Here is a 23,117-nt window from a genome sequence, read left to right on the forward strand (position 1 = left end):
CCCCCGCATTTGAAGGAGTTCCCCCGTGACTCGTCGTCATGCCTGGATCAGCGCCGGTCTGGCCGGTTCCACCACCGCCTTGATCGCCGCGACCGCCGTCCCCGCCGCCGCGGTTCCGGCGGCCCCGCACGGACCCAAGAACGTCATCGTCCTCATCGGTGACGGCATGGGCTACAACCAGGCGGCGGAGGCGTCCCTCTACGAGAACGGGACCTCCTCCAAGCAGGTCGCCACGGATCCGGCCACCGGCGCGGTCACCGAGGTCCAGGGCACTCCCTCCCAGGCGCACGAGTCCTTCCCGGTGCAGGTCGACATGCAGACCTTCGCTTCCGGCGGGTCCTACGACCCGCAGCAGGTCTGGACGGACTTCGACTACGTCAAGAACGGCGCCACCGACTCCGGCGCGGCCGGCACGGCCATGGCCACCGGGGTGAAGACCTACAACGGCGGCATCGGCGTGGACCCCGCAGGCAACGAGATCGAGAACATCTCCGAGCGGGCCATCTCGATGGGCAAGGCCGCCGGCGTGGTCTCCTCGGTCCCGTTCTCCCACGCCACCCCGGCCGCTTATGCCGTCCACGACGAGAGCCGCAACAACTACCACGCCATCGCGGACAAGGAACTGGCCTCGGAACTGTCCGTGGTCATGGGCGCGGGCCACCCCTACTACGACGACGACAACCAGCCTTTGGAGACCCCGGCCTACGACTACATCTCCTCCGGCTCCTACGAAGCCCTGGCCGCCGGTCAGACCGAATGGTCCTTCGTGGAGGACGGCGCCGACTTCGAGGCCCTGACCGCCGGGGACGCCCCGGAGAAGGTCTTCGGCGTCGCCCAGGTCGGCTCCACCCTCCAGCAGGGCCGCGCCGGGGCCTCCGGCCAGCCCTACGGCGACCCGCTCAACGAGGTCCCCTCCCTGGCCACCATGACCGCCGGCGCCCTCAACGTCCTCGACGGGGACGAGGACGGCTTCTCCCTGATGGTCGAGGGCGGGGCCATCGACTGGGCCGGTCACGCCAACGACTCCGCGCGCAACATCGAGGAGACCCTCGCGTTCAACGACGCGGTCGACACGGTCGTGGACTGGGTCGAGGAGAATTCCTCCTGGAAGGAGACCCTCGTCGTCGTCACCGCCGATCACGAGACCGGCTACCTCGAGGGCCCGGGCGCCGACCCGGCCTGGAGCACTCTGGACGGCGCCTCCGGTGCCGTGCCCGCCGGCTCCTGGAACTCCGGTGGGCACACCAACATGCTCGTGCCGGTCTACGCCAAGGGCGCCGGCGCCAAGGAGCTCGACCGCCGCGCCCGGATGACCGACCCGGTGCGCGGGGCCTACCTGGACAACACCGACCTGGCCAACCTGCTCCTGGAGGACCTGTGGGCCGAAGGCCCCGGAGCCTCCGCCGGCAACGGCAGCCCCCGAGGCCGCGAGATGGCCGGCCGCTGATCCACGCGCCTTCGCTCCGTACCGGGTGAGGGGGCCTGCCCACCGTCTGCCGGCGGGCAGGCTCACTCACCCGGTACGCCACCACCTGTCGCGCCCATCCGGCCGCACTCCGTCCTCCGCAGCGGCCACGGGGTGCAGCCGCGACTACGAAGGGGAACCCCGAAGCGCAATTGCGTGACCTGCGTCACCTTCTGTCCATCCGCTGGTCACCTGGAGGTCATCGTGGCGTCGCACACTGGGCCTGGGCCGGCACGATGCCATTGCCAGGACAGGGCCCACCGGGCGAAACCCGTCTGCTCCCTTCGCCGTCCTGGAACGGCTGTCGCGGGGAGCCGAATTGCGGCGGATCGTCGCAAGGTGCTGGCACACCACGACCATCTCGCACCGCCGGCTCCGCATCGCGGGATTGCGGTAGTGGCGGGAACGAAAAGCCGGCAGGCGATCAGCGCAGGGGGATGCCATGACCGAGCAGGAGATCGACCTGCAGGACCCGCGGGTGCTGCACCGGGCCGCCGAGCACCTCATCGACCGCTACGCCGGGGTCTTCTTCCCTGAGCTGGTGGAGCGCTGCGTTGCCGAGTGCCATGCGGATCTGGCGAGACAGGCGAGGATCTCGACGTTCCTGGCGCCGATGGCCCTCCACGGTGCCGCTGACCGGCTGCGGGACCTGGCCCGGGACAGGGACGACCGGGGACGGTCGGTGCACCAGGTGCTGTTCGTCGACGACCACGACACCGGCCCGGCCGCGGTGGCCGCGGCCCGGCTCGCCGAACACGCCGGACCGTCGGTGGCGACCCGCTCGGCCGGGATCAGCCCGGGAACGGCCCTGGACCCGTATGCGGTGCAGTTGGTGGCGGAGCACGGGGGTGACCCGGCCGTCGCAGCCCCGAAACCCCTCACCGACCCGATCCTGGCCGCCGCCGACTGGATCATCGTCCTCGGCGCCCACGAGATCGGTCCGATCGAGAAGGTCACCCAGTGCCAGTCCTGGCCGGCAGTCCCAGCCCTCGGTGCCGACCGGGACATCGGGTTCGCCGAGCTGAACACCCGAGTGCAGGCTCTGTGGCTGGAGATCACCGCCGGCACCGGTCCTGAGCCCGCCCGGGAGCGGGCATGAGCGAGCCCACCGATCCGGCGAGGTCGGCCCAGCCCCTGGATGCTCATGTGCTGGCGCGCACCGCTGAGCACCTGACCGGCCGCTACGCCGGAGTGTTCTCTCCCGACCTGGTGGAACGGATGGTCTTCGAGTCCTACGCCACGCTGGCCCGCACCGCCCGGGTGCGCACCCATCTCGCGCCGCTGGCCGGGCATTTCGCCGCCGACCGGCTGGCGGCCCTGGCCCACGCCCGGGCCACCACCACGGCCGACCCCCGGCATGCAGGGGCGCCGCAGGTGCTGTTCGTCGGGGAGCACGACACCGGCCGCGCCCAGATCGCCGCGGCCCTGCTGTCCCACCACGCAGGGGACACGCTCACGGTCCGCTCGGCGGGTCTGCTGCCGGGAGCGGCACCGGATGCGCAGGTTCTCACGGCCCTGGCCGAGCGCGGCATCAGCACCGAGGGCCTCTATCCGAAACCGGTCACCGACGACGTGGTGGCCGGGGCGGACTGGGTCATCACCTTCGGCACCCTCGACGGGATCCCCGTGCCGGCCGGAGCCGTTCACCAGGACTGGGACGTCGAGGACGTGCTCGAGGCGGACCCCGGGGCGGTGGCCGCCGTCGTCGAAGAGCTCGAGGACCGCGTCCAGGCCCTTTACGAGCAGATCTGCGCCCACCCCCCGGGGCCGCCGGCGCAGTAGTGCGACCACGACTCTCAGCGCCCCTGCCCGGGAGAGGGCGGGGCGCTTTGCTGAGCCGGAACGCAGTGCCTTTCCCGCATGCTGGTTGCGGAACGTTCTTGCGCCGAGGTCATCGACGTCCCGCCACGCTGAGGTCGACGTAGACGGGGCGGTGGTCGGAGGTGGGGAACGGGTATTCGCCGGTGAGCTCCGCCCCGGACTCACCGGGGGCGGGCCACCACACGCCGGCGCCCGCGACCCGGAGGTTCTTCGACGGGAGCACGTAGTCGACCCGCAGGTTGCCGGGAGCGGGGTCGTCGTTGAAGTCGGCGGTGTCGTAGGCGGGATCGGAAAGGTGTGTCAGGTTCGCCCCGCCCTGGCGGGCAGCGGCCTCGGGCCCGCCCGTGGAGGCCGGCAGCGGGTCCTGCACCCGCGGGTGCTCCAGCAGCTGCTGGATCGCTCCGGGCCACGAGTCGCCGTCGTGCGGGTCGGAGTTCTGATCACCCATGATGACGAAGCGTTCCCCGGGCTTGAGCCCGCCACGGGCCCCGGCGTCGTCGTAGACATAGGAGGACACCCGAGGGGCGCTCACGTAGTCGGCCCAGAAACGGATCTCGTCGTGGTTGCGCCGCCCGTTGCGGTCCTCGGGGCCGTCGAAGCCGGGCGGGGTGGGGTGGGAGGCGAGCACGTGCACGGTCCGGTGGCCGATCCGCACGGGCACGTCCCAGTGGGACTTGCTCGACAGCCGCAACTGTTCCGCCTGCTCGGGCTGGTAGAAGCCCGCAGGGATCAGGTTGCCGGGCATGTCCGTCCAACGGAAGTTCCGGAACGTGCGGACGCCGGCAGTATCGATGGGGTGCTTGGAGTAGACGACCATCCCGTACTGACCCGGGAAGGCCCCGAAGCCCCAGGCGTCGTCACCGCCGCCCACCGTCCCGTCCTGGTTGAGGTCCAGCCCCGAGGGCACCCCGGTGTTCACGGGCGCGGTATAGAGGTAGGGGTAGTCCACCGGTTCCTGGCCGTTCTGGCCGACGGCGAGGTAGTTGTCGCGGAACAGTTGCGCGGACCGGCCCTCGTCGTCGTGGTCGAACTCGTTGACGAGCAGCACGTCCGGGTCGTTGCGCTGGATCACCTCCGCGACCGCCTGCGCCTGGGCGTTGCCCGGGGTCGCGAGGTCGGCCTGCAGCTGCCCTGCGGTCCCGCGGTTGAGGGAGGCGTTGTAGGTCATGAACCGCACCGTTTCCCGGGTGCCCGTGACGTGCTCGTGCTCGTGCTCGTGGTCGTGGTGCTGCCCCGCCACGGCCGGCGTTCCGGCGCCCACCAGCAGCACCGCGGCCACACCGACCATCACCGTTGACCTGTTGAAACCCATGGTGCTCCTCCTCCATCCGACTCGTGACACCGACCGTAGTCAAGGTCGGCGAACACCACCTGAACGGGTGCCCACGCGACCGGTGCCGAACCAGTGGTACGGAGGCTGGTGCACGCCCGGAGTCCGCTCGATCGCGCGACCCTCCCGGCCGCAGACCCTGCCGGGGCAGTCGAGCGCCCCAGCTGGGCTGTGGCTGCGCAGCTGGGGCACTCGGCACGGCCGCCGGGGGGTGCATCCGTGCTGGTCAGACAGGACTGGGGGGGTTTCCTGCCGGCCTTCGACACCGTAGGGAGCCGCTGTGACCACCCACCCAACAGCCGGTGAACGCTCGGTGTCGCCGACTGCGGTGCCGCCGGGCACCCGACCGGTCGAGCACCGTCGACGGCCGGACGGAGCCGAGGACCCGGTGCACGGTGCGTTCTGCGGATGAGGAACTCCTACAGGCCGGGAAGGTCGTCGGTGGTGGTGTGGTCGACCCCGGCCGCCTGCAGTTCCCTCCACAGGTTCTCCCGCGCCGATCCAGCGGTGTCGTCGGTGGCCCAGAACCGCACCCGGTACCCGGCCGCGTGGGCCTGCTGCACGTAGTCATGCAGGGCCTCCCGCTCAGCGGCCGGAGACCACCTCCGCCAGCGGGTCCAGATAGGCATCTTCCAGAGGTCGGGGCACCGGCCAGCTCCCAAGCGTCGTGGGCGACCCGCAGCTCCCCCTCGACCAGCCACACATTGGCCTCCACCGAGGTGAAACCGTGCTCCAGGGCATCCAGCAGCGGCCGGTCGTGCTCGTAGTCGTTGTGGGCGTGCGCCTGAGCCACACTGGAGGCAGCTCGATGACCGCTCAGTCCGTACTGGCCGCCGCGGAGGCCAGACTGCTCAAAGCCGAGCGCGCCTACGCCAAGAAGCTGCTCGGGCTCCTCGGTGAGCACCTCCGTCACCACCACCCACAGGCCGTGCGCCTGTGCGTCTACGCCGACCAGCGCGCCGGCGACTACTTCATCGGCGAACTGCTGGACACCGGCGGCGATGCCATCACCTTCGATCCGGACAGCGTGGTGATGCCCCTCGTCGAAACGGACGGACCCTTCGGAGAGCCGATCACCGTGGGCGCCCACAACGTGGCAGATCTCCTGCGCCGGGCCCTGTCCACCCATGACGGACCGTTGACGAAGGTTCTGCGCGCTGAGGCCCACATCGGCGAGCACTGCCTGGATCTGACACGGGCCCCCTGACCCATCCCCCGATCTCCCCGCGGCCGACGTGAACGGCATACCGGTCATCACGTTGAGAGGGACAGTCTCCCGACGTGCCGTGCGTGAACCGGACGGCACCTGCGGGGCGTCTGCCTGGTGGCGCCGGCGCCCTCGTGGACAACGCCGAGGGCGCCCGGCATGCTGGCCACAAAGGAAAGAGGCCCGCGATGCTTGAACGAGCCGGAGACCACGCGTTTCCGTACAACCTCCATGACGGCTCGCCGCTGCGGATGCAGTGGCACTTCTACGGCCAGTCCGAATTGCCCGTCGCCGTGCAGACGTGGGAACTGCCCCCGGGAGGCTTCGAGGGCATGCATGCCCATGGTGAGCCCGACACGCCCCTGGAGGAGATCTACGTCTTCGTCGAGGGCACGGGTCACATGAGCGTTGACGGCGAGGAATATCCGGTCAAGGCCGGCGACGCGGTCCTGGCCAAGGTAGGGACCAGGCACGACCTGCGCAACACCGGAGACGGCCCGCTCAGGCTCCTGGTGGTGTGGGGACAGCCCCAGCCCTCCGACTACTCCGATTTCGGTTCGGCCACGAGGGCCAGGCTCGCCCGGGAGGGACCCTCCTCGGCAGGGAGCGCCCGGTAATTCGGATGCTCGAGCCGGTCGGCAAGGACCGGCTGCTGGCCCGCCGGTCGATCAGGGACCCGGCCGGGGTCCCCGCCTGTCCATCCCGGTGAGGGGCTGGCACATGTCCATGCCGGCGCTCGGGGCGAGGTGTGCAGCAGTCACCGTCGGGGTCGGGCGGTTCCCCTGTCCACACACCGTCCACTCCCGGCACACCAGCAGGTCCGAGGCCGTCCAAAGCGCCCCATGGGCATGGGCAATCCCTGCCGAAACCGGGCCCGCCCCCGACGAGCCATCTGTACAGCGGGGATCCGGAGCGTGCTCAGATGTCTCTTGGCTGCGTATCGGCCTCGACCAGCAGGGCAGTCCCCTGGTAGGCCGGCAGGGTGAGGAAGAAGCTGTGCAGGTCGTCCACGGTGCCGATCTCCTCGTTCGTGAAGGCGTCGGTGATGTAGGACCCGGTCTCCAGGTGGGCGGACTGCACGGTGCCGGTGACCTCCTGCGAGGAGAAGTTCAGGACGGTCAGTTGCAGCTGGCCCGTGGCGAGCTGGTGGACCATCACCAGCAGTCCCCGGTGGGAGACTTCCGGCACGTCCAGCAGTGCGGCGGTGGCGATGCCGTGTGCTTCGCGCACGGTCAGCACGTGGGCCAGCCGGCGCGCGAAGGAGGTGTCGTCGGCCAGTTGCTCGGGGAGGGTGGCGTAGAGGGCCCGGGCCTTGGGCATGCCGGAGGCGGAGACGGTGGCACCGGGGTGGATGCCCATGAGGTCGTGGGCGCCGCGGTTGATCCACCGAGTGTCTCCTTGGGCGATCAAGGGGGCGACCTGCTGCTGGGTGAGGGGCAGGATGCCGCGCAGGTCCCACCCCGAGAGGGCGAAGACCCCTGGCTGCAGGGCGTTGTACATCGCCAGCAGCACGTGGACGTCGCGGATACGGGTGGCCTGCTCCTCGGTGATGGTTTCCAGGTCGGTGATGCCCAGCGCCGCGGTGATCACGCTGGCGGTGGTGCAGGCAATGCCGTTGGTGGTGAACACGAGGTTGTAGGAGGCGGCGTCCCCGGTCATCTTCTCCCGCAAGGTGGACTGCACCTGCTCGGCCAGCTCGGCCCCGGTGAGGGACTGTCCGCCGAGCTCGAAGATCTCGTCCTTGTGCCGTGTCGTGAAGTGGACCAGCTCGTAGGTCAGTTCGTCGTGGTTCTGCATCGCGTGCACGAGGCTGGCCTGATCCACCCCGATCTCCATTGCTTGGCGCAGGGTCAGGCGCAGGAACTCGGTGTCGCCGGTGACCAAGGCGTGGTGGTAGCCCGGGCGGGTGATGAAGTCGTAGGACAGGTCCGGGCCGGTGCGGGAGGTGGTGTGGATGTCGTCGATGCTCAGGTTCAGCTCCTGGAAGGTGAACCCGCCGACCTTGCGCACCATCGAGCCGATGAGCTGGTTGGCCGCCTCCGACAGCGGATGGCCCTCGGACCATCCGGCGGCCTCCTCCGCCCCCTTCTCCACCCCCAGGAAGCCGTTGGCGTCCAGGCGCAGCGCACCGGTGCCCAGATCCACCAGGGAGTGCAGCGCGTCACCGATGACCATGCGCATCCCGGAGAACGTGGGGTCCAGCCAGTTCAGGGAGGGCTGCCCTGCCTTGAAGTAGTGCAGGTACACCCACCGACGCAGCTTGCCCTCGGTGTCGACCACGGGGCGGGTCGCGCTCCAGTTGGTCTCCTTGACCCCGGGCTCGTAGAAGATCACCCGCTGCAGCTCGCCGATGATGTACCCGGCTTCCTGCAGGGCCCGTTCGGCGGCCAGGTCCAGGTTGACCGAATCCTGTCCAGCGGGAACCTCGGGCAGAAGGTGCCAATCCGATTCGGGGATGTCAATCATGTGGTAGAGCCCCGGGTAGTCGCGGTAGTTCATCTCCGCGAGCCGGAAGTCCGCGCCCTTGCCGGTGTGTCCGGGCACGATGTCGTCGATGATCGTGCCGTCGTGCTCCTTGGCCACCGCGCACATGGCGCGGAACTCCTCCTCGGTGCCGAACACCGGGTCGATGGCCATGCTGATCCGGTCGAAGTGCCCGTCCACACTGGGCGTGTACTCCCAGCCATCCAGACCCCCGGCGCGCTTGACCGGGCCGGTGTGCACAGCGTTGATGCCGATCTGCTGGAAGGCCTGCCACAGCTCAGGGTCTCCCACTGCTGCCAGGAAGGAGCGCCCTGGGGCGGTCATCAGCGCCAGCGGGTAGGCGGTGAACCACACCGAGGCGGTTTCCACCGCGCGACGGGGGCTGGGGTGGGCGTAAGGGTTCTGCCACATTCCGGCCTGACCCGACAGCTGCCGGGCCAGGATCCTCGCGTCACCGAGCATTGACTGGTTGCGCAGCCAGTCCACGTAGGCCTTGTTGCGCCCGTCCGGCTCGAAGGGCGGTTTCAGATCGGCGTACTGCTGGTTCCGCCGCGCCCTCGGGCGCAGCGCCCGGGGGCGGGCGGGGTAGAACGCCTCGTCGTAGGTGACCTCCGCGGCCGGAGCCTCCTGGGGATCCTCGGCCGGCTGGACCTCGGCAGAGGTCTCGCCTACGGCAGGGGATGCATCAGCGGGGTGCGGCAGATCCGGACCGGACATGGTGGAGGCTCCTTCATCGATGTCATCGAGCGGGGTGGACTCGGAAGGTCCAGTGGAGGGTGCGGGGACGACTACGGCGGGAAATCGGGGCTGACCGACATGTTGGCCTCCCCTCGTCGTGCTTATCAAGGATCCGGCGATGCTACGACCAAGTGGACTGTGGGAGAAGGGCCCCTGCTGGGGCACGTCTCTCGATTGATTCAGGCTACTAGCAGGGCTCGGGTTCGGCGCGTCGGAGCACGGGGATCGTCCCGTGCCATGGGCCGGTTAGAGTGCTGGCATGTCAGCAGGGCGGAAAATCCTGAACGTCGTTGCTGGGGCCACCACGGTGGGAGGGTTCGCCGCGGACTGGAACCGCACTCACCTGTTCAATCCGAACTGGCCCCCGCACGCCCGGTTTCACGATGCGATGACCATCGCCATGGGCGCGCTGCTGGGCTCTGGTGGACTGTACGCGCTGAACCGCAAGGGACCGGACCCGGACCGGGACACCGCCATGGGTGCCCTGCTGCCGACGGTTTTCTGGACGTCCATGGGCGCGGCCTTCGCCTTTCCCGGTGCCCAGGGCCTCCAGGCGGAGTTTCCCCACCTGGTGCCCCGGGTCAGGGGCGTGTGGATCGATGAGCGGTTCGCCAGCGCGGGGATGCTGGGGCTGATCGCCCTGGGTTATGGACTCGAGCGGCGGACCCGCCGGGGGCTTCTGCGCCGGGGATGAGAGTGCACCGCTGCTGACACGACCCGGGCCGGAGGGCGCCCCGCACCGACCAGGATGCGGGGTCGTGGCGTCCGGAGCAGGCTACGCGCGCCGCTGCGGGGTCAGTGTTCACGCGCCGTCGTCCAGGCAGGCCGCAGGCAGATGGCCGATCGCTTCGCTTCCTGACCTCCTCCCCCACGGGACGCCCGGGCTCGGTGGTTCCCGGATCCACCCTTGGAGGGTTGTCCCGGACAGGCCTGGGGCGCCGGCCACCTGGCCGGCCGGCGCCCCGGCCTCGGCTTCGGGGGCCCCGCACCGGTCTCCGTCTCGGCCGGTCACTGCTGAGCGCGCTGAACCACCACGGACGACTCACCGCACCATCGAACGGGCTCCGAGCGCTGTGTCATAGACGGCGTGGGTGCGGGCGATCATGCATTCATCGGTGAACTCGTCCAGGTACCGTCTGCGCCCGGCGTCCCCGTAGGCCGCACGCTTGTGGGCGTCGCCCAGCAGCTGCGCCAGGGCCGCGGCCAGCTGCTGGGCGCTCTCGGTGGGCACCAGCAATCCGGTCTTCCCGTGGACCACGAGCTCGCTGGAGCCGATCACCCGGGTGGCCACCACCGGCAACCCGGCCTCCATGGCCTCCAGCAAGGCCAGGGGCATGCCCTCGCAGCGTGAGGGCAGGGCGAACACGTCGGCCGCGTCCAGCAGCATCCGCGCGTCATCCCGGTGACCCGGCAGATGCACCGCGCCGGCCAGGCCTCGTTCGATCACCAGGCTCTCGAGGTCGGAACGCAGATCACCCTCACCGAGGATGACCACCTGCAGCCGCGGATACCGGGACTTGAGCACGGCTGCGGCTTCGATCAGATAGCACTGCCCCTTCATGAGCGTCAACCGCCCGGTCGAGATCACGACGAGGTCCTCCGGTTGCAGGCCCAGCGCCGCGCGGGCCGCGGCCCGCCCCGGGGCGTCCCTACGCGGGGCGACCCCGTTGGGTACCGTGACGAAACGCTGCCGGCTCACGCCGCGGGCGGTGTACGTGTCCCGCAGCCCCTGGGACACGGCGATCCGCCAGTGGGCGAAGGAGGTGTTCTTCAGCAGTTTCTCGGCTTTGGCGCGTTGTTGAATCAGGAACGGCAGGTGGTGGGTGATGAGCACCGCTGGCACCCCCGCGGATCGGGCCAGGCGCAACCCGTCCGGGTCCTCCCAGCCCCAGCCGGCGTGGCAGTGGAAGACGTCCACCGGGTGGGCAGCCAGGAAGCCGCTGACGACGTCTGGGTAGGCGGGATCGTGTGGGCCGGGCAGCGCCACCGTCCGGGCGCCGAGGGCAGCGGCCTCCTCGAAGAGCCAGCGGGCGCGATCACTGGTGCGGCACAACACCGTCACGTCCATCCGGCCGGCAAGTCCACGGACGAGGTCGAGCATGTGCCTCCCCATCCCCGACGGGTTCGCGGAACGCGTGTACAGGCACACCGACCGGCGGACCTCACCGGTTTCCTCTTCCACCGGCTCGGCATCCGATCTCGGAAGCGGCCCCCTCGCCGCGGTCTCCGCCATGTGGCCCACCCTATAGGCGGCCATCGGCCCGTACACCTGTGCCGGAAAGTACGTCATGCGGATGTCGTAGTGTCTCCGGGCGGCCGCACCGTGCCCTTCCCCAGAAGGTGGGACCGCCGGTAGTGTCCGGTGGAAGTTCACCGTGGTGCGCCCGGCCGGCACCCAGCTCTGCGGGAAGGGGAACCGATGGGCCAGGACGCGGAAGGACGGCGCATCTCCTGCAGCGACAAGGCGTACCAGCGGTGGTCGAAGCCATGGGCGCACCGCTCACGGGCCAGCACAACCAGCATGGTCCCACCGTCGCGCCACGAGATGTCCACCGTTGCTCCTCTGCCCGCAGCGATCACCGCGGCGGCCGGCGCCCGGACGTGCCGCGAGGCGGCCGAGCCACGGGCAGCGGCCACCATGGCGCGGCGCTGCCCGGACCGGCCCGCCCGAGTGCTGAAGGAGATCCCCTCATGACCCTGCGCATCGCCGTTGTGGGTGCCGGCCTGATGGGCCGGCGCCATGCCGAGGCCCTGCACCATCTCGGCGACGCCCGGGTGGTGAGCGTGACCGACGCCTACGCCCCGGCCGCCGAGAAGCTGGCCGCCGAGCTGGACGCACCGAGCTTCGCCGATGCCGACACGGCGCTGGACGCTGTGGAGGTGGATGCCGTCTACGTCTGCGTGCCCCCGTTCGCCCACGGCCCCGCCGAGCTGGCCGCGCTCACACGGGGAAAACCCCTGTTCGTGGAGAAACCCGTGGGCCTGGGCCTGGAGGTCGCCGAGCGGATCGCGGCCCTGGTCGAGGACACCGGTGTGGTGACGGGCACCGGTTACCACTGGCGCTCCCTGGAGACCACCGACCGCGCCAAGGAGCTGCTCTCCGAGGCTCCGCCGCTGCTGGCCAACGGGTACTGGCTGGACAAACGCCCACCCGCGCCGTGGTGGGCGCGCACCGACCGATCCGGCGGGCAGGTCGTCGAGCAGCTCACCCACGTGCTCGATGCGGCCCGGTACCTGCTCGGGGAGGCGGTGGAGGTCTACGCCGCCGGTGTGCGCCGGGCCCACGATGCGGCCGCACAGGAGCACGGCGACATCGACGACGCCACCGCCGCCACCGTGCGCTTCGCCTCGGGGGCCGTCACCACCTTGGCGGCGACCTCGGTGCTCGCGGCCAAGCACCGTGCCGCTCTGCACACGGTCAGCCGGGGGCTGGTCCTGGAACTCTCCGAAGACGGGCTCACGGTGTTCAAGGGCCCATCGCGCACCGATCACACCCCTGCCGAGAGCCCCCGGATCACCGTGAACCGGGAGTTCCTCGAGGCGGTGCGCGGTGAGCGGGAGTCCACCCGGGCGCCCTACCGCGAGGCTCTGCGCACCCATCGGCTGGCCTGCGCGATCGCCGAGTCCGCCCGGACCGGGCACCCCGTCCGACTGGGCCAGGACGCATGACTGCGCGGCGCAACGTCATCGTCCCCACCCGGGGACGGATCGAGATCGTCGACGAGCAGCTGCCCGAGGTTCCCGACGGCGGGCTGCTGCTGGAGACCCTCGCCACGGGCCTGTCGGCGGGCACGGAACTGGCGTTCCTCAAAGGCGACCACCCGAAGCTGCACTCCCAGCACGACACCGAGCTGGGCCTGTTCCACCCCGGCGTCCCTGAGCAGGGCTACCCCGTGCGCCGGCTGGGCTACATGGAGGTCGCCCGGGTCGCTGCCTCCCGCACTCCGGCCTTCCGGGCCGGGGACGTTCTTGCGGCGGCCTACGGACATGCCACGGCCCATGTGGCCGACCCGATCACCGAGCATCTCGTACCCCTGCCCGCTGATCTGGACCCGCTGCTGGGGGTGTTCGTGGCGCAGTTCGGCCCCATCTGCGCCAACGGCCTGCTCCACGCGGCCGCCGACGCCGGACCGGTGACCTCCCTCGGGGACGGGGTGGCCGGGCGGCTGGTGCTGGTCACCGGGGCCGGTCCGGTCGGGTTGCTCACCGCACTCTTCGCCCGTTCCCTCGGGGCCCGGGAAGTGGCCGTGGCCGATGCCGACCCGCGCCGGCGGGCAGTGGCCGAGCGGCTCGGCTTCTTCGCCCTGGACCTGACCGACGATCCGGGCCGGACGCTGAAGACCCGCTGGCGGCACGGACCCGGTGACCACGGCGCGGACGTCGTCTTCCAGTGCCGGGCCAAGCCCCAGGCCCTGCACGCGGCACTGAGAGCGGTGCGTCCGCAGGGCACGGTCGTCGACCTCGCGTTCTACACCGCGGGCGCCGACGCGGTGCGCCTGGGCGAGGAGTTCCACCACAACGGCCTGAGCCTGCGCTGCGCCCAGATCGGCCGCGTCCCGCGAGGGCTGGCCCATGAATGGGACCGGCACCGGCTGTCGGCCGAGACCGTCCGGCTGCTCATCGGCCACGCCGAAGAGGTCCGGGAGTACCTGATCTCTGACGTGGAAGACCTCGAGAACGCCCCGGCACTCATGGGCGACGTCGCCGCGCGTCGCCGTCACGTGCTCACCGCTGTGTTCACCGTGAAGAGGTCCTGACGGTGAACACCACCACCGTTCGCATCAGCCGTTCTGCGGTCGTCGGCATGCGCAGTTCGCGGATACGCCGCTGAGCGTGGCCCCGGGCAGCTCCCAGTCCGCAGGCGACCTGAACAACCGGCTCCCGCGCCTCGATGGGCTGGTGCGTGCTGCGGATCTGGAAGTGGGTGCGGGTTCGGGCGCCGACCACCGGAGCCCTTGCCGTGGCTCATCTTCCGGCCTCTGAGCCGGTGGTCCGCTCCCGCTCGATATCCGGCTCCGTCCATGCCGAAGCGGCCACCACGGTGAAGACCATCGAACCCATCACGACGGATGTGTCCACGTCTTCCCCACCTTGATCCAGTACCTGCGAACCCGCGTCCCGCCCCGCAGTGCGTCGGCGGAGGTCAACACGGTCTTCGGCAGCCGAGAATGCCCGCAGAGGAACCTCTACGGCAACACGGTCCGGGTGGGGCATGGCCGATGCTGGATGCAGACCGAAAGCGCCTGATGACCTCACCGGGGCCGATGACGGGCCCTATGCACAGCGGTCCCTTGGCATAGTGAGCGCTATGACGCTGTTCGACCGCCCACTGACCTACCCGCAGGTCGGCGCGACCGCCGGGCAGTTGCCCGACGGGTACAACCATCTGACGGTCCATCGAGTCATCGGCCACGGTGAGTCGACGTTCCGCCGCGCCGCGGAACACCTGATGAGCTGGCAGATGCACCGAGCAGCCGGCCTGACGGTCGACGCCACCACACCCCGCGCCGAGCAGGACAGCCGTGTTCGCCTGCGCCTGGGCCGGCACCTGCTGCGGAAATCGTTCGGGTGCCAGGTCGTCTACGTCGTGGAGGAAGAACGCCGGCGCGGTTTCGCCTACGGGACCCTGCAGGGCCACCCGGAGCAGGGCGAGGAGAGGTTCTGCGTCGAATGGCGGGATGATGGCGCCGTCGTGTTCACCATCACCGCTTTCTCTAGGCCGGGCACATGGTGGTCCCGCATCCTTGCGCCGATCAGCCATCTATTGCAGCAGCGCTACACCCACCGATACCTCCACGCTCTGTAGCGCCCTCTCGAGCGCCGGCGTGTGTGCGCCACAGGAACCCCTACGGCATTCCGATGGGTAGGGCCTGAGCATGCCGGCGGAGTTCTCCTCTCCGGGCATATCCGCGAGCAGGGAGGCGCAACCCACCAGGGCCCCCGAGTCCGGGTCCAGTCCGGTCCAGTACCGCCGTTGACCATTTTGCAGGCAACGCTCCAGCTGCCCTCGGTCCAGGGAACGGGTGAACGTGCGCCTGGACCACAGCACCACGTCCGCCTCGGCCGGGGCCTCTGCGACAAGGTCCAGCCCTGCATTCTCGAGGACCCGCCGCGAGGCGATGTTTTCCGCGAACGTCTCCGCCCAGACCGACAGATCCAACGCATCACCGATGCCGAGGAGTTCGGTGACCACATCGGTCGCCAGGCCACGCCCCCACACCTCAGGTCGCAGCGCGCACCCGATCCCTGTCCGGACGGATCGTCTTGGGTGGACAACAGGATCCGGCAGGGACGCCATGATCGCCTCGGAACACAGCGCCACGCGATCCTCGGGTGGCCCGAAGCCCGCGCTGATCCGCCGTGGGGCACTCAGCGCCTGATCTCGTACCTGCTCAGCACCACGCCACCGGGAAACGCCCGGGTCTCCACCAGGCTCAGCTGCACCCAGTGGTCCAGGGCCGTGAAGAACGGCGTGCCCCCGCCCACCAGGACCGGATGGGTGACGATCGCGTACTCGTCGATCAGCCCGGCCCGCATGGCCGCCGCGGCCAGGGTGGCACCGCCGATGTCCATGGGGCCCCCGTCCTCGGCCTTGAGCCTGGTGATCTCGGTGACCGCATCACCGGTGACCAGACGGGTGTTCCCCTTGACCGTGCTGGTCGTGGAGGAGAACACCACCTTCGGCATGTCACGCCAGCGGCCGGCGAACTCGATCGCCGCCGGTGTGGCACCCGGTTGCTGGTCGGCGGTCGGCCAGTGGGAGCTCATCGTCTCCCACAGCCTGCGTCCGTACAGCGCCAGGCCCGTCGCGCCCACCCGGTCGGACCACCACTGGAACAGCTCCTCGCTCGGCACGCTCCAGCCGAGGTCGCCGCCGGGCGCGGCGATGTAGCCGTCCAGGCTCATGTTCATGGCGAAGGTCAGTTTCCGCATCGTGCCAGCCTCCCGTGAGTCGGTATTCGGCGCACAGACCAGCACGGCGCGCGATATCCATCGGTCAGGCCACACCTAGGGCCGGTTGAGCACCAAGCCAAGCAGATGCTCCGTACGGAACGGAACCCCTACCGCAGCACGGCTCGGCGCTAACCGGCCATATGTAGAGCGGAAGTGGAGCGATGCGCGATCAGCGGCCAGTTGACGGCGCATCAGTGTCCCGCTTCGACGCTTGCGCCTCGGCGATCTGATGGACCGATGACCAGCGCAACTCCTGCTTCGAGGCGCTGGCCATGGTCCCGGAGGGAGTTCCGGTGAGGGCGTGATTCTCGACGCCTGCAGACCATGAGGTCGGGCATCGGCCTCGGAGTGGACACGATCGTGGGTCAGGAGAGCAGGACACTGCCCGACGTCGATTTCCGAGACGCGCACGAACACGATCGCTGAGCCATCGTCAGGGGTGATGAACCCAAAGCCCTTTTCAGCGTTGGACCACTTGATGACACCTGTGGCCATGTCAGTACCTGCCTTCCGCGTCGAAGCAGGGGATACCGATTCTCGATCTGCTCTCACAGCACATTGCTTGTGCAACACATGCACTCAGAAGTCGCCCCCGGACGGTGGGTCCGTGTCACAGTCGGGCACGGTGTGCTCATTCTTCGCAGCGGCTTGCACGGGGGTCCTGAGGTGGGATCGGCCGCCTCAAATGCTTCGGGACAGGGAGCCAGGACCGAGATCCTGCGCTGTGTCCTTTTCCCCGGTGCCATTAGGGCGTACACCGGCCGGTTGATGGACGGCGCAGCCTCGTGCCGGCCGGTTTCGCCCGGACGGCACGGCGGCCACCCCATGAGCTGAAGGCTCAGTGTGTCGGTGTCCAGATCATCTCCGGGGTGAGGTCACATGGGGTGCTGCGTGGTCTCGCGGGTTGACGGCCGCGTGTTTACGACTGCATATTGGTGCCCGACGTCCGCCGCATCCTTCGCGGCGACTGGGGGACGTCGGAATCGGACGCGCCTGCGGGCGGAGGGCCGTTGGCTGCGCCGGAGCGGTGCAGTTCTGACCGCGTAGGGGGATACTCGGTGTTGCGCACTTCTCATGTTCTTCTGGCCACGGCCACGACCGTTGCCACCGTTGCCACCGGCGTGATGCTGGGCGTGGTGGCGCCGGCGACCGCGGATCACGGCTCGGCGCCGCACCGTGTGGCGGGGCCGGAGGATCGGCTGCCCGATCTGCAGATGGAGCCGTTGAGCGACCATCGCGTCCAGATCCTCGAGGGCCGTCGCGTCCTGCGGTTCACCGCCGTCATCGCCAACCGCGGTGACGGGCCTCTGGAACTCGTCGGGAGCAGGACCAGTACCGCAACAGAGGAGATGTCCGTCGTCCAGCGCATCTCCCAGCGAGGTGGTGGCCATGAGTCCGTCCCGACCGATGCAGTCATGACCTATGCGGTGGATGACAACCACAGCCATTGGCACTTCCAGCACGCCGCCGAGTACAGCCTGCGGGTCCCCGGGGAGGAGCATCCGCGTGTCGCGCACAAGGAGGGCTTCTGCCTCATCGACGACGTGCGTCTGCCCGGCGCCTCCTCGGGTGAAACGGCTGAATCGGCTGAATACGACGGCTGTGAGGAGGGTCTGACAGAGACCCGCTCGGTGACGCAGGGCATATCGGTCGGCTGGGGCGACCCGTACACGTTCGACGTGTGGGGCCAGTGGATCGACCTCACCGGGCTGCCCCTGCCAGGACGTTACTGCCTGGAAGCCACCGCTGACCCGCGCGGGTTGCTGGCGGAGACCGACACCGGGAACAACACCACCACGACGCTGGTCGACCTCACGGCCAACGACGTCAAGGTCGTCGGCACCGAGTGCTGAGCCGCACACCACCGCCCGAGACGCACCCCGGACCCGGAAGGGTCTGCCGGCACTCGGACCCCGGACGTCCATCGCGCAGTGCACCCCAGCGCAGCAGGTACCAAGGAGAACTTCACCCCGATGCACAAGCCCACATCCGTATCCCGCGCCCGCGCCGGCCTCTACCCCGCGCTGCTGTTGGCAATCACCCTGACGGCGTGCACGCCGGACACGAGCGCCTCTGAGCCACCGGACGGGTCGGCGCCCACGGAGGTGCCGGCGCAGGCGGCCCCCGCCCAGACACCGCCGCCGGACCGAGTGCTCGCACCGCCCCCGCAGTCCATCGAGGTGGGGTGGACGGAACTTCCCGGCAGGTTCAGCGAGATCGGCGTCGGTGGCATCGGCGAAGACCCGTCGGTCTGGGCCCTCAGCGCGGAACGCTGGCCCGGTAGCCCTGAGGTCAACTACTGGAACGGCGACGGATGGGACGCCCTCGGGCGCGATGCTGCTGCTCTGGCCGTGGGCCCGAACGGGTACCCCTGGATCGTCGACTCCGACGGCCGCATCTTCGAGTGGAACGGCACGGACTGGATCGACCGACCGGGAAGCGCCCGCGACATCGGCATCGGTGCCGACGGCTCGGTCTGGATCATCGGCACCGACCCGGCACCCGGAGGCTACGGCATCTACCGCTGGACCGAGACGAGCTGGGAGCAAGCACCCGGTGGCGCTGTCGCCATCGACGTCGCCACCCAGGGCGATGCCGCCGTGGGACACCAGAGCGAGCCGTGGATCATCGACGAGAACAACCGCATCTCCCGCTGGACCGGCTCCGATTGGTCCCAGCAACCCGGAGAGGCCCGGGACATCGGGGTCGGCCGCAACGGAGCGGTCTGGATCATCGGAACGGCTTCGGCGCCCGGGGGCCACAGCATCGCCACGTGGAACGGTGAGGACTGGGCCTCTGCACCCGGCGGCGCCGTGAAGATCAGTGTCGACGCCAACGGCTTCCCCTACGCGGTGACCGACGACAACCGGCTCCTGCGCGGGACCTAACCCTGCGGACGTCAGATTCCATGAGTCGGCCAGATCCAGGGTGAGGACGTGCACCAAGGCGGTGCCGTCGACCGCGTGCGGCCACCCGCCCAGGGTCGCTGCGGCGGGACCGCCCAGCCGGCTGACCCGTCCGCCAGTGCTCCAGAACTCGCGCAGCTCCTCGTCGCCGGGGGCCAAGGACTGGTTGCTGAGCACCGGCGAGAACGCCACCTGCTCCAGCAGCCGCTCGGCCCCGGGCGGACCGGTCTGCAACCAGGACCCGGATCAGTCCCCATGAGCCGTGCAGGGGGCGCCGACGGTGCGGGATGGCTCGGTCATCATGTCCTCTCCTCCAGGACCCAGCCGCCCGAGTCCTGCGGAGAAACGGACATCACTCCTCGCACGCCGAGGACACCCACACGACCCGCCTCGGCCCTGTATGCCGGTCACTGTGCACGCACGAGGGACCCTTGCCGGCCCCCTGTGATTGACGGTGCTCGAAGACGAAACGGATGTGGTCGATACCCGTTTGCCCTGCCCCATGGGGGGATGCCCGCACAGGCATGTGCATCACTGTCAACAGATGAGTCAGGCCCTGAGGAGCGACACCACCATCATCATGGCCCAAAGAGAGATCATCACGCCGCACACCGGCACCCAGCAGATCGGACACCTGACGGTCCGCATCCTGCTGCCGCGTCGATGCTCTCGCATACCTCTGATGGTGGGTGGCCGGTCCTGGAGCGGCTGGCAGACCGGTGCCGCTGCGGCCAGGCGTGGCTCAACGCAGACCTGTTCCACCCTGCCGAGGCGCCTTGGATCGGACCCGTCCGGTCATGCGAACTATGCAACCTATGCTGTCCCCTGTTGCGGGGACAAAATGGATTACTCCTCTACTCGGACCCGCGCGGGCCGTAGGGTCTCAAGGTCATGACCGATATCCACCGCGGTGCGTTCACCACCGCCGACGCCGGAGAAGCCGCCGAGTCCCTGAACCGGCTCATCGGTCGCGCTCAGGTTCAAGCACCCGCCGACGACCGCTTCGAGCTGGCCCTGTCCTGGGCCGCGGCCGGTCCGGTGATGTCCCGGCGGGCCCAGGTGGGGCGGGGCTCAACGGTGCGGATGGGCGTGGAGTCCCCGCAGACGATCAACATCGCCCAGGTGAGCGACGGGGCCATGACGGTGCGCACCGGTGGCGACCACCATCGTCTCGATGCCAACCCGTACCTGATGCCCCAGGACCGGTTCACCTCAACCATGGAGGCCACCGATCTGACCATCGTGGCCCTCGACCACGACTGGGTCCAGGACTACGCCGGCGAACTCCTGCAGCAGGAGGATTTCCGGCTCCAGCTCACGGGCACCAGCCCCCATCACCAAACCGCCGCCGACTACTGGGCCGACGCCGTGGGCTACCTGCGCGAGGTGCTGAACAACGCCGAAGCAGTCAAGGTGCCCCTTATCCGCGCTGAGGCTCAACGCCGGGTGGCCACCGCGCTGCTCTGCTGCTTCCCCAGCACCTTCACCGACCATGCCCTCCCCGACGAAACCAGCACGCGCTTGCCCGGCCCTGTCCGCCGAGCCGTGACCTACATCGACGAGCACCTGGGTGAATCCATCGACCTGGCCCAGCTCGCCGCAGCCGCCCGCATCTCGACCCACCAGCTGGTCATCGCCTTCCGCCAGCACCTGGGCACCACCCCGGGAGGCTATCTGCGCACGGCCCGCCTGGATGCCGCCCACCACGACCTCCTGGCAGCCGACCCGGCCCGTGGGGACACCGTGGGAGCGATCGCCTACCGGTGCGGCTTCGCCACCCTGGCCCGGTTCGCCACTGAGTACCGCGCCCAGTACGGATGCACCCCCACCGAGACCCTGCACTCCTAGGCAGCCCCCGGGTCGTCGTCAACCACAAACCAGTCGAGCCACGCCGGGGACCGCGGACAACGCTTATGAACATCGCAAAAGGCTCCGGCGAAGGAGGACCATGCCACAATCCCTGGCAAGAGACTGTCGTGGGGAACCCCTGCCGCAACATCGCTCTCGCAGGGAGTGGCCGGTAGCCGGCCATATGTGAAGCGGAAGGACCGAGCCACTCTTGTCCTCACTGTCCGACGAACGGCCAGACCGCTGACTCGAAGATCACGGCCGACCCTGCCGATGCCCCACCACAGACCGACCGATTCCGGCGCCCTCTGACGCCTGGAGCAGATCGGGCCCCTGGAATCTATGATGGCGGCATGACACGCACCGACACCGCTTCACGCGTGATCCTCACCTCGCCCGAGCGTGTCTACGCAGCGCTGATCGACCCAGACGCGCTCACGGCATGGTTGCCCCCGGAGGGAATGAGCGCTCGCTTCGAGCGCTTCGACGCCCGGCCGGGCGGGTCGTACCGGCTGGTCCTCACCTACACCGACGCCTCGGATGCACCCGGAAAGACCACCGCCGCTTCTGACGTAGTGGATGCTCACTTCCTCGAGCTTGTCCCCGATGAGCGCATCGTACTGGTGGGGGACTTTGTCTCTGATGACCCGGCCTATGCCGGCGCCATGACCATGACGTGGGGACTCACCAAGGTCGAGGGCGGCACCCGCGTAGAAATCCGAGCCGACAACGTCCCGGACGGCATTTCCGCCGAGGACCATGCGGCCGGATTCGCTTCTTCGTTGGCGAACCTGGCCGACTACCTGCAGCCCTGAACTGCCCCTCGAGTGCACCATGGGGAACCCCACTGCACCAGGGCATGCACAGCATGCCGATCAAGGCTTCGACGAAGCTTGACTTCGCGCTACGTGCCACGCCCCAGACGCTCATCAAGTCGTTCCATGCGCTCTCTGTACTCACGGTCGTGCCTTTTGAAGCCTCGCCAGTTGACCAAAGCGATCGCCACGAGAGCGAGACTGCTCAGCACTGTGGTCCAGAAATTGTCCGCAACGAAGGCGATAACCACCATGGCCACGAACCAAAGGGCACACACGATTGCGAATCCGCCGCTGATCGGAGCCTTTCCGGTAGCCATATGCCCCTTCTCTACGACGTTGAGCCCGTCCGTGGGTCCCGCGGTGCACGGTTGCGACTCTCCGCCCGCATGATGAGGAGGACCACCCCCATCACCACAGCACATACGGCCAATAGCCAACCGAGCCAGCTGCCCCGCGAGCCGGCAACCAGCCCCCAAATCAAGAACATCGCGGCCAAACCGGCGTAGCCCCAACGTTGCGTTGTGGACATGCTGAGCTCCTCCCGGCGCGCTTCGTTGTGGTCATCCTGACACGTGGCAGCAACTGGCACAGTCCCCACTTCCGCGCCACTGGACTGCCCATCGACGGCTCATTTGGCATCGGCCGCAACAAGGAACCCCAACTGCAAGGCCCAGGTTGCGGCCGCCCTGTAGCGGCTCTGCCGTGCTCCCGGTGGGCCACGACTATGTGGCTGGTAGGAGGAGGCGGGCGGTGATAGGTCTGGGAGCCAGGCCTCGCCCCAGAAGGCTTGTTGGAATAGACCTACTTTGAGGAGTCCGACGATGCGGCAGGCGCAGCTCTGGTCCATGTGCAGCGCCCGGCCGGTCCGATGAGAGCGGTTGTTCTCGTCTACGCCGGCCTCCTGGTCATAGGGGCCCTGGGCGTCATTGCCATGGGCATCTACAGCCGAACAGGGTTCGTCATCATCACAGGCGCTGTCTTGCTCGTGGGCGCTGCGGTCTTCTTCTTGGCACTTAGACAGGGGCAGCACTCATCCGGGAACTCAAGTGATGGGACCCATGCCATCAAAGCGATCTTGACAGACCTCACCGGATCCGCCCGCCACTTCGGGCTGATCCTCACCGGGGCCGGTGTCGGCGCCGCCCTGGCCATGTTCGTGCTCATGGAGATCTCCCGCACCCAAGACCCGACTGGTGTCCCGATCCTTCCGGCCGGGATCTTCATGATCGGATGCGGACTAGCCTTTCTCGGCTCAATCTTCGTCGTGATCGACGCCGTGCATTTCCGTCGCACCGGGCGCCCCTTCTAGGGAACCTCTACCGCAGCACGGCCCGCCGTTGACCACGCTTACGTGAAGTCATGGGCTTCAGGCCTCTTGTGCACCTACTGTCGACGGTCCGACCAGCGACTGCACAGCCGCGCCCTCGGATCTCGGCTGGGCCCGCCCTGTGGGCAGGTCGGAGCAGATGTCACATGATCCGTGCGGCAGTCCCTTCGGTGGTGTGCTCGCCTGGGGTTTGTACGCTGTGGCCGAGGCCGCACCGTA

The 23,117-nt window shown here is 69.0% G+C and carries 21 protein-coding genes and 1 pseudogene; 14 read left to right on the forward strand and 8 right to left on the reverse strand.

The window, feature by feature from the left end:
- Nucleotides 1–25: 25 nt before the first annotated feature.
- The 3 genes from ABD220_RS13880 (at nucleotide 26) to ABD220_RS13890 (ending at nucleotide 3,247) form a co-directional block, all read left to right on the forward strand.
- Nucleotides 26–1,447, forward strand: a complete 1,422-nt coding sequence (locus ABD220_RS13880; protein WP_344123505.1) for an alkaline phosphatase — start codon at nucleotides 26–28, stop codon at nucleotides 1,445–1,447.
- Between the two features lie 460 nt (nucleotides 1,448–1,907).
- Nucleotides 1,908–2,564, forward strand: coding sequence for a three-helix bundle dimerization domain-containing protein (locus ABD220_RS13885; protein ID WP_344123507.1), 657 nt, complete (start codon nucleotides 1,908–1,910; stop codon nucleotides 2,562–2,564).
- Nucleotides 2,561–3,247: an arsenate-mycothiol transferase ArsC gene (locus ABD220_RS13890; protein WP_344123509.1), complete on the forward strand. Its 687-nt coding sequence runs from the start codon at nucleotides 2,561–2,563 to the stop codon at nucleotides 3,245–3,247. Before ABD220_RS13885 ends, ABD220_RS13890 begins: the two co-directional genes overlap by 4 nt.
- Before the next feature lie 109 nt (nucleotides 3,248–3,356).
- On the opposite strand, the gene ABD220_RS13895 is transcribed toward ABD220_RS13890, so the two are convergent.
- Nucleotides 3,357–4,598, reverse strand: a complete 1,242-nt coding sequence (locus ABD220_RS13895) for an endonuclease/exonuclease/phosphatase family protein (protein WP_344123511.1) — start codon at nucleotides 4,596–4,598, stop codon at nucleotides 3,357–3,359.
- Between the two features lie 437 nt (nucleotides 4,599–5,035).
- Entirely contained in the window at nucleotides 5,036–5,179 is a 144-nt protein-coding gene (locus tag ABD220_RS13900; protein WP_344123513.1) for a hypothetical protein, read from the reverse strand.
- Between the two features lie 164 nt (nucleotides 5,180–5,343).
- Here ABD220_RS13900 and ABD220_RS13905 point away from each other — a divergent pair, with 164 nt between their 5' ends.
- Both ABD220_RS13905 and ABD220_RS13910 read left to right on the forward strand, forming a co-directional pair.
- Entirely contained in the window at nucleotides 5,344–5,823 is a 480-nt protein-coding gene (locus ABD220_RS13905) for a hypothetical protein (protein ID WP_344123515.1), read from the forward strand.
- A 188-nt stretch (nucleotides 5,824–6,011) separates the two neighbouring features.
- Complete coding sequence (locus tag ABD220_RS13910; protein WP_344123517.1) at nucleotides 6,012–6,440, forward strand: cupin domain-containing protein; 429 nt, start codon at nucleotides 6,012–6,014, stop codon at nucleotides 6,438–6,440.
- Nucleotides 6,441–6,741: 301 nt separating this feature from the next.
- On the opposite strand, the gene treS is transcribed toward ABD220_RS13910, so the two are convergent.
- Nucleotides 6,742–9,024, reverse strand: coding sequence for a maltose alpha-D-glucosyltransferase (treS, locus tag ABD220_RS13915; RefSeq protein WP_344123519.1), 2,283 nt, complete (start codon nucleotides 9,022–9,024; stop codon nucleotides 6,742–6,744).
- A gap of 280 nt (nucleotides 9,025–9,304) precedes the next feature.
- On the opposite strand from treS, the gene ABD220_RS13920 reads away from it, so the two are divergent.
- Nucleotides 9,305–9,739, forward strand: a complete 435-nt coding sequence (locus ABD220_RS13920; RefSeq protein WP_344123521.1) for a DUF6640 family protein — start codon at nucleotides 9,305–9,307, stop codon at nucleotides 9,737–9,739.
- Nucleotides 9,740–10,087: 348 nt separating this feature from the next.
- On the opposite strand, the gene ABD220_RS13925 is transcribed toward ABD220_RS13920, so the two are convergent.
- Nucleotides 10,088–11,335, reverse strand: coding sequence for a glycosyltransferase family 4 protein (locus ABD220_RS13925; RefSeq protein ID WP_344123523.1), 1,248 nt, complete (start codon nucleotides 11,333–11,335; stop codon nucleotides 10,088–10,090).
- Nucleotides 11,336–11,736: 401 nt separating this feature from the next.
- On the opposite strand from ABD220_RS13925, the gene ABD220_RS13930 reads away from it, so the two are divergent.
- The 3 genes from ABD220_RS13930 (at nucleotide 11,737) to ABD220_RS13940 (ending at nucleotide 14,851) form a co-directional block, all read left to right on the forward strand.
- Nucleotides 11,737–12,714, forward strand: a complete 978-nt coding sequence (locus tag ABD220_RS13930) for a Gfo/Idh/MocA family protein (RefSeq protein WP_344123525.1) — start codon at nucleotides 11,737–11,739, stop codon at nucleotides 12,712–12,714.
- The gene (locus ABD220_RS13935; protein WP_344123527.1) at nucleotides 12,711–13,802 is read left to right on the forward strand and encodes a zinc-dependent alcohol dehydrogenase; all 1,092 of its coding nucleotides are present in this window, start codon (nucleotides 12,711–12,713) and stop codon (nucleotides 13,800–13,802) included. The genes ABD220_RS13930 and ABD220_RS13935 overlap by 4 nt, the downstream gene beginning before the upstream one ends.
- Before the next feature lie 551 nt (nucleotides 13,803–14,353).
- Entirely contained in the window at nucleotides 14,354–14,851 is a 498-nt protein-coding gene (locus ABD220_RS13940; RefSeq protein WP_344123529.1) for a DUF1990 domain-containing protein, read from the forward strand.
- On the opposite strand, the gene ABD220_RS18105 is transcribed toward ABD220_RS13940, so the two are convergent.
- The 3 genes and pseudogenes from ABD220_RS18105 to ABD220_RS18110 form a co-directional block, all read right to left on the reverse strand.
- Nucleotides 14,807–15,343, reverse strand: a complete 537-nt coding sequence (locus ABD220_RS18105; RefSeq protein ID WP_425552564.1) for a GNAT family N-acetyltransferase — start codon at nucleotides 15,341–15,343, stop codon at nucleotides 14,807–14,809. The two genes, ABD220_RS13940 and ABD220_RS18105, sit on opposite strands and share 45 nt — an antisense overlap.
- Before the next feature lie 71 nt (nucleotides 15,344–15,414).
- Nucleotides 15,415–15,978 (reverse strand): dihydrofolate reductase family protein, encoded by a 564-nt coding sequence (locus ABD220_RS13945; RefSeq protein ID WP_344123531.1) that lies wholly within the window; start codon nucleotides 15,976–15,978, stop codon nucleotides 15,415–15,417.
- A gap of 321 nt (nucleotides 15,979–16,299) precedes the next feature.
- Nucleotides 16,300–16,494, reverse strand: a pseudogene (locus tag ABD220_RS18110) (cold-shock protein); the annotation flags it as partial.
- Nucleotides 16,495–17,057: 563 nt separating this feature from the next.
- Between ABD220_RS18110 and ABD220_RS13955 the strand changes: the two are divergent.
- The 4 genes from ABD220_RS13955 (at nucleotide 17,058) to ABD220_RS13970 (ending at nucleotide 21,568) form a co-directional block, all read left to right on the forward strand.
- Nucleotides 17,058–17,852, forward strand: coding sequence for a lysyl oxidase family protein (locus ABD220_RS13955; protein WP_344123535.1), 795 nt, complete (start codon nucleotides 17,058–17,060; stop codon nucleotides 17,850–17,852).
- 120 nt (nucleotides 17,853–17,972) lie between these two features.
- Entirely contained in the window at nucleotides 17,973–18,887 is a 915-nt protein-coding gene (locus tag ABD220_RS13960; RefSeq protein WP_344123537.1) for a tectonin domain-containing protein, read from the forward strand.
- A gap of 909 nt (nucleotides 18,888–19,796) precedes the next feature.
- Nucleotides 19,797–20,753 (forward strand): AraC family transcriptional regulator, encoded by a 957-nt coding sequence (locus ABD220_RS13965; RefSeq protein ID WP_344123539.1) that lies wholly within the window; start codon nucleotides 19,797–19,799, stop codon nucleotides 20,751–20,753.
- 353 nt (nucleotides 20,754–21,106) lie between these two features.
- Nucleotides 21,107–21,568 carry an SRPBCC family protein gene (locus tag ABD220_RS13970; protein WP_344123541.1) on the forward strand — a complete coding sequence of 154 codons (462 nt, stop codon included), beginning with the start codon at nucleotides 21,107–21,109 and terminating at the stop codon, nucleotides 21,566–21,568.
- A gap of 89 nt (nucleotides 21,569–21,657) precedes the next feature.
- Here the strand turns inward: ABD220_RS13970 and ABD220_RS13975 are convergent, their stop codons facing one another.
- Entirely contained in the window at nucleotides 21,658–21,888 is a 231-nt protein-coding gene (locus ABD220_RS13975) for a hypothetical protein (RefSeq protein WP_344123543.1), read from the reverse strand.
- A gap of 614 nt (nucleotides 21,889–22,502) precedes the next feature.
- On the opposite strand from ABD220_RS13975, the gene ABD220_RS13980 reads away from it, so the two are divergent.
- Entirely contained in the window at nucleotides 22,503–22,880 is a 378-nt protein-coding gene (locus tag ABD220_RS13980; RefSeq protein ID WP_344123545.1) for a hypothetical protein, read from the forward strand.
- The last annotated feature ends 237 nt before the right edge of the window (nucleotides 22,881–23,117 follow it).

This window comes from Kocuria aegyptia, from assembly GCF_039530085.1.
In the GTDB taxonomy this organism is placed as follows: Bacteria; Actinomycetota; Actinomycetes; order Actinomycetales; family Micrococcaceae; genus Kocuria; species Kocuria aegyptia.

What these genes read in the sequence shown, in the direction of transcription:
- ABD220_RS13980 (WP_344123545.1), top strand. Translation starts at nt 22,503, where the DNA reads ATGGGCATCTACAGCCGAACAGGGTTCGTCATCATCACAGGCGCTGTC.
- ABD220_RS13960 (WP_344123537.1), top strand. Translation starts at nt 17,973, where the DNA reads ATGCACAAGCCCACATCCGTATCCCGCGCCCGCGCCGGCCTCTACCCC.
- ABD220_RS13970 (WP_344123541.1), top strand. Translation starts at nt 21,107, where the DNA reads ATGACACGCACCGACACCGCTTCACGCGTGATCCTCACCTCGCCCGAG.
- ABD220_RS13975 (WP_344123543.1), bottom strand. Translation starts at nt 21,888, where the DNA reads ATGGCTACCGGAAAGGCTCCGATCAGCGGCGGATTCGCAATCGTGTGT.
- ABD220_RS13910 (WP_344123517.1), top strand. Translation starts at nt 6,012, where the DNA reads ATGCTTGAACGAGCCGGAGACCACGCGTTTCCGTACAACCTCCATGAC.
- ABD220_RS13885 (WP_344123507.1), top strand. Translation starts at nt 1,908, where the DNA reads ATGACCGAGCAGGAGATCGACCTGCAGGACCCGCGGGTGCTGCACCGG.
- ABD220_RS13965 (WP_344123539.1), top strand. Translation starts at nt 19,797, where the DNA reads ATGACCGATATCCACCGCGGTGCGTTCACCACCGCCGACGCCGGAGAA.
- ABD220_RS13925 (WP_344123523.1), bottom strand. Translation starts at nt 11,335, where the DNA reads ATGACGTACTTTCCGGCACAGGTGTACGGGCCGATGGCCGCCTATAGG.
- ABD220_RS13935 (WP_344123527.1), top strand. Translation starts at nt 12,711, where the DNA reads ATGACTGCGCGGCGCAACGTCATCGTCCCCACCCGGGGACGGATCGAG.
- ABD220_RS13920 (WP_344123521.1), top strand. Translation starts at nt 9,305, where the DNA reads ATGTCAGCAGGGCGGAAAATCCTGAACGTCGTTGCTGGGGCCACCACG.
- ABD220_RS13940 (WP_344123529.1), top strand. Translation starts at nt 14,354, where the DNA reads ATGACGCTGTTCGACCGCCCACTGACCTACCCGCAGGTCGGCGCGACC.
- treS (WP_344123519.1), bottom strand. Translation starts at nt 9,024, where the DNA reads ATGTCCGGTCCGGATCTGCCGCACCCCGCTGATGCATCCCCTGCCGTA.
- ABD220_RS13895 (WP_344123511.1), bottom strand. Translation starts at nt 4,598, where the DNA reads ATGGGTTTCAACAGGTCAACGGTGATGGTCGGTGTGGCCGCGGTGCTG.
- ABD220_RS13945 (WP_344123531.1), bottom strand. Translation starts at nt 15,978, where the DNA reads ATGCGGAAACTGACCTTCGCCATGAACATGAGCCTGGACGGCTACATC.
- ABD220_RS13930 (WP_344123525.1), top strand. Translation starts at nt 11,737, where the DNA reads ATGACCCTGCGCATCGCCGTTGTGGGTGCCGGCCTGATGGGCCGGCGC.
- ABD220_RS18105 (WP_425552564.1), bottom strand. Translation starts at nt 15,343, where the DNA reads ATGGCGTCCCTGCCGGATCCTGTTGTCCACCCAAGACGATCCGTCCGG.
- ABD220_RS13890 (WP_344123509.1), top strand. Translation starts at nt 2,561, where the DNA reads ATGAGCGAGCCCACCGATCCGGCGAGGTCGGCCCAGCCCCTGGATGCT.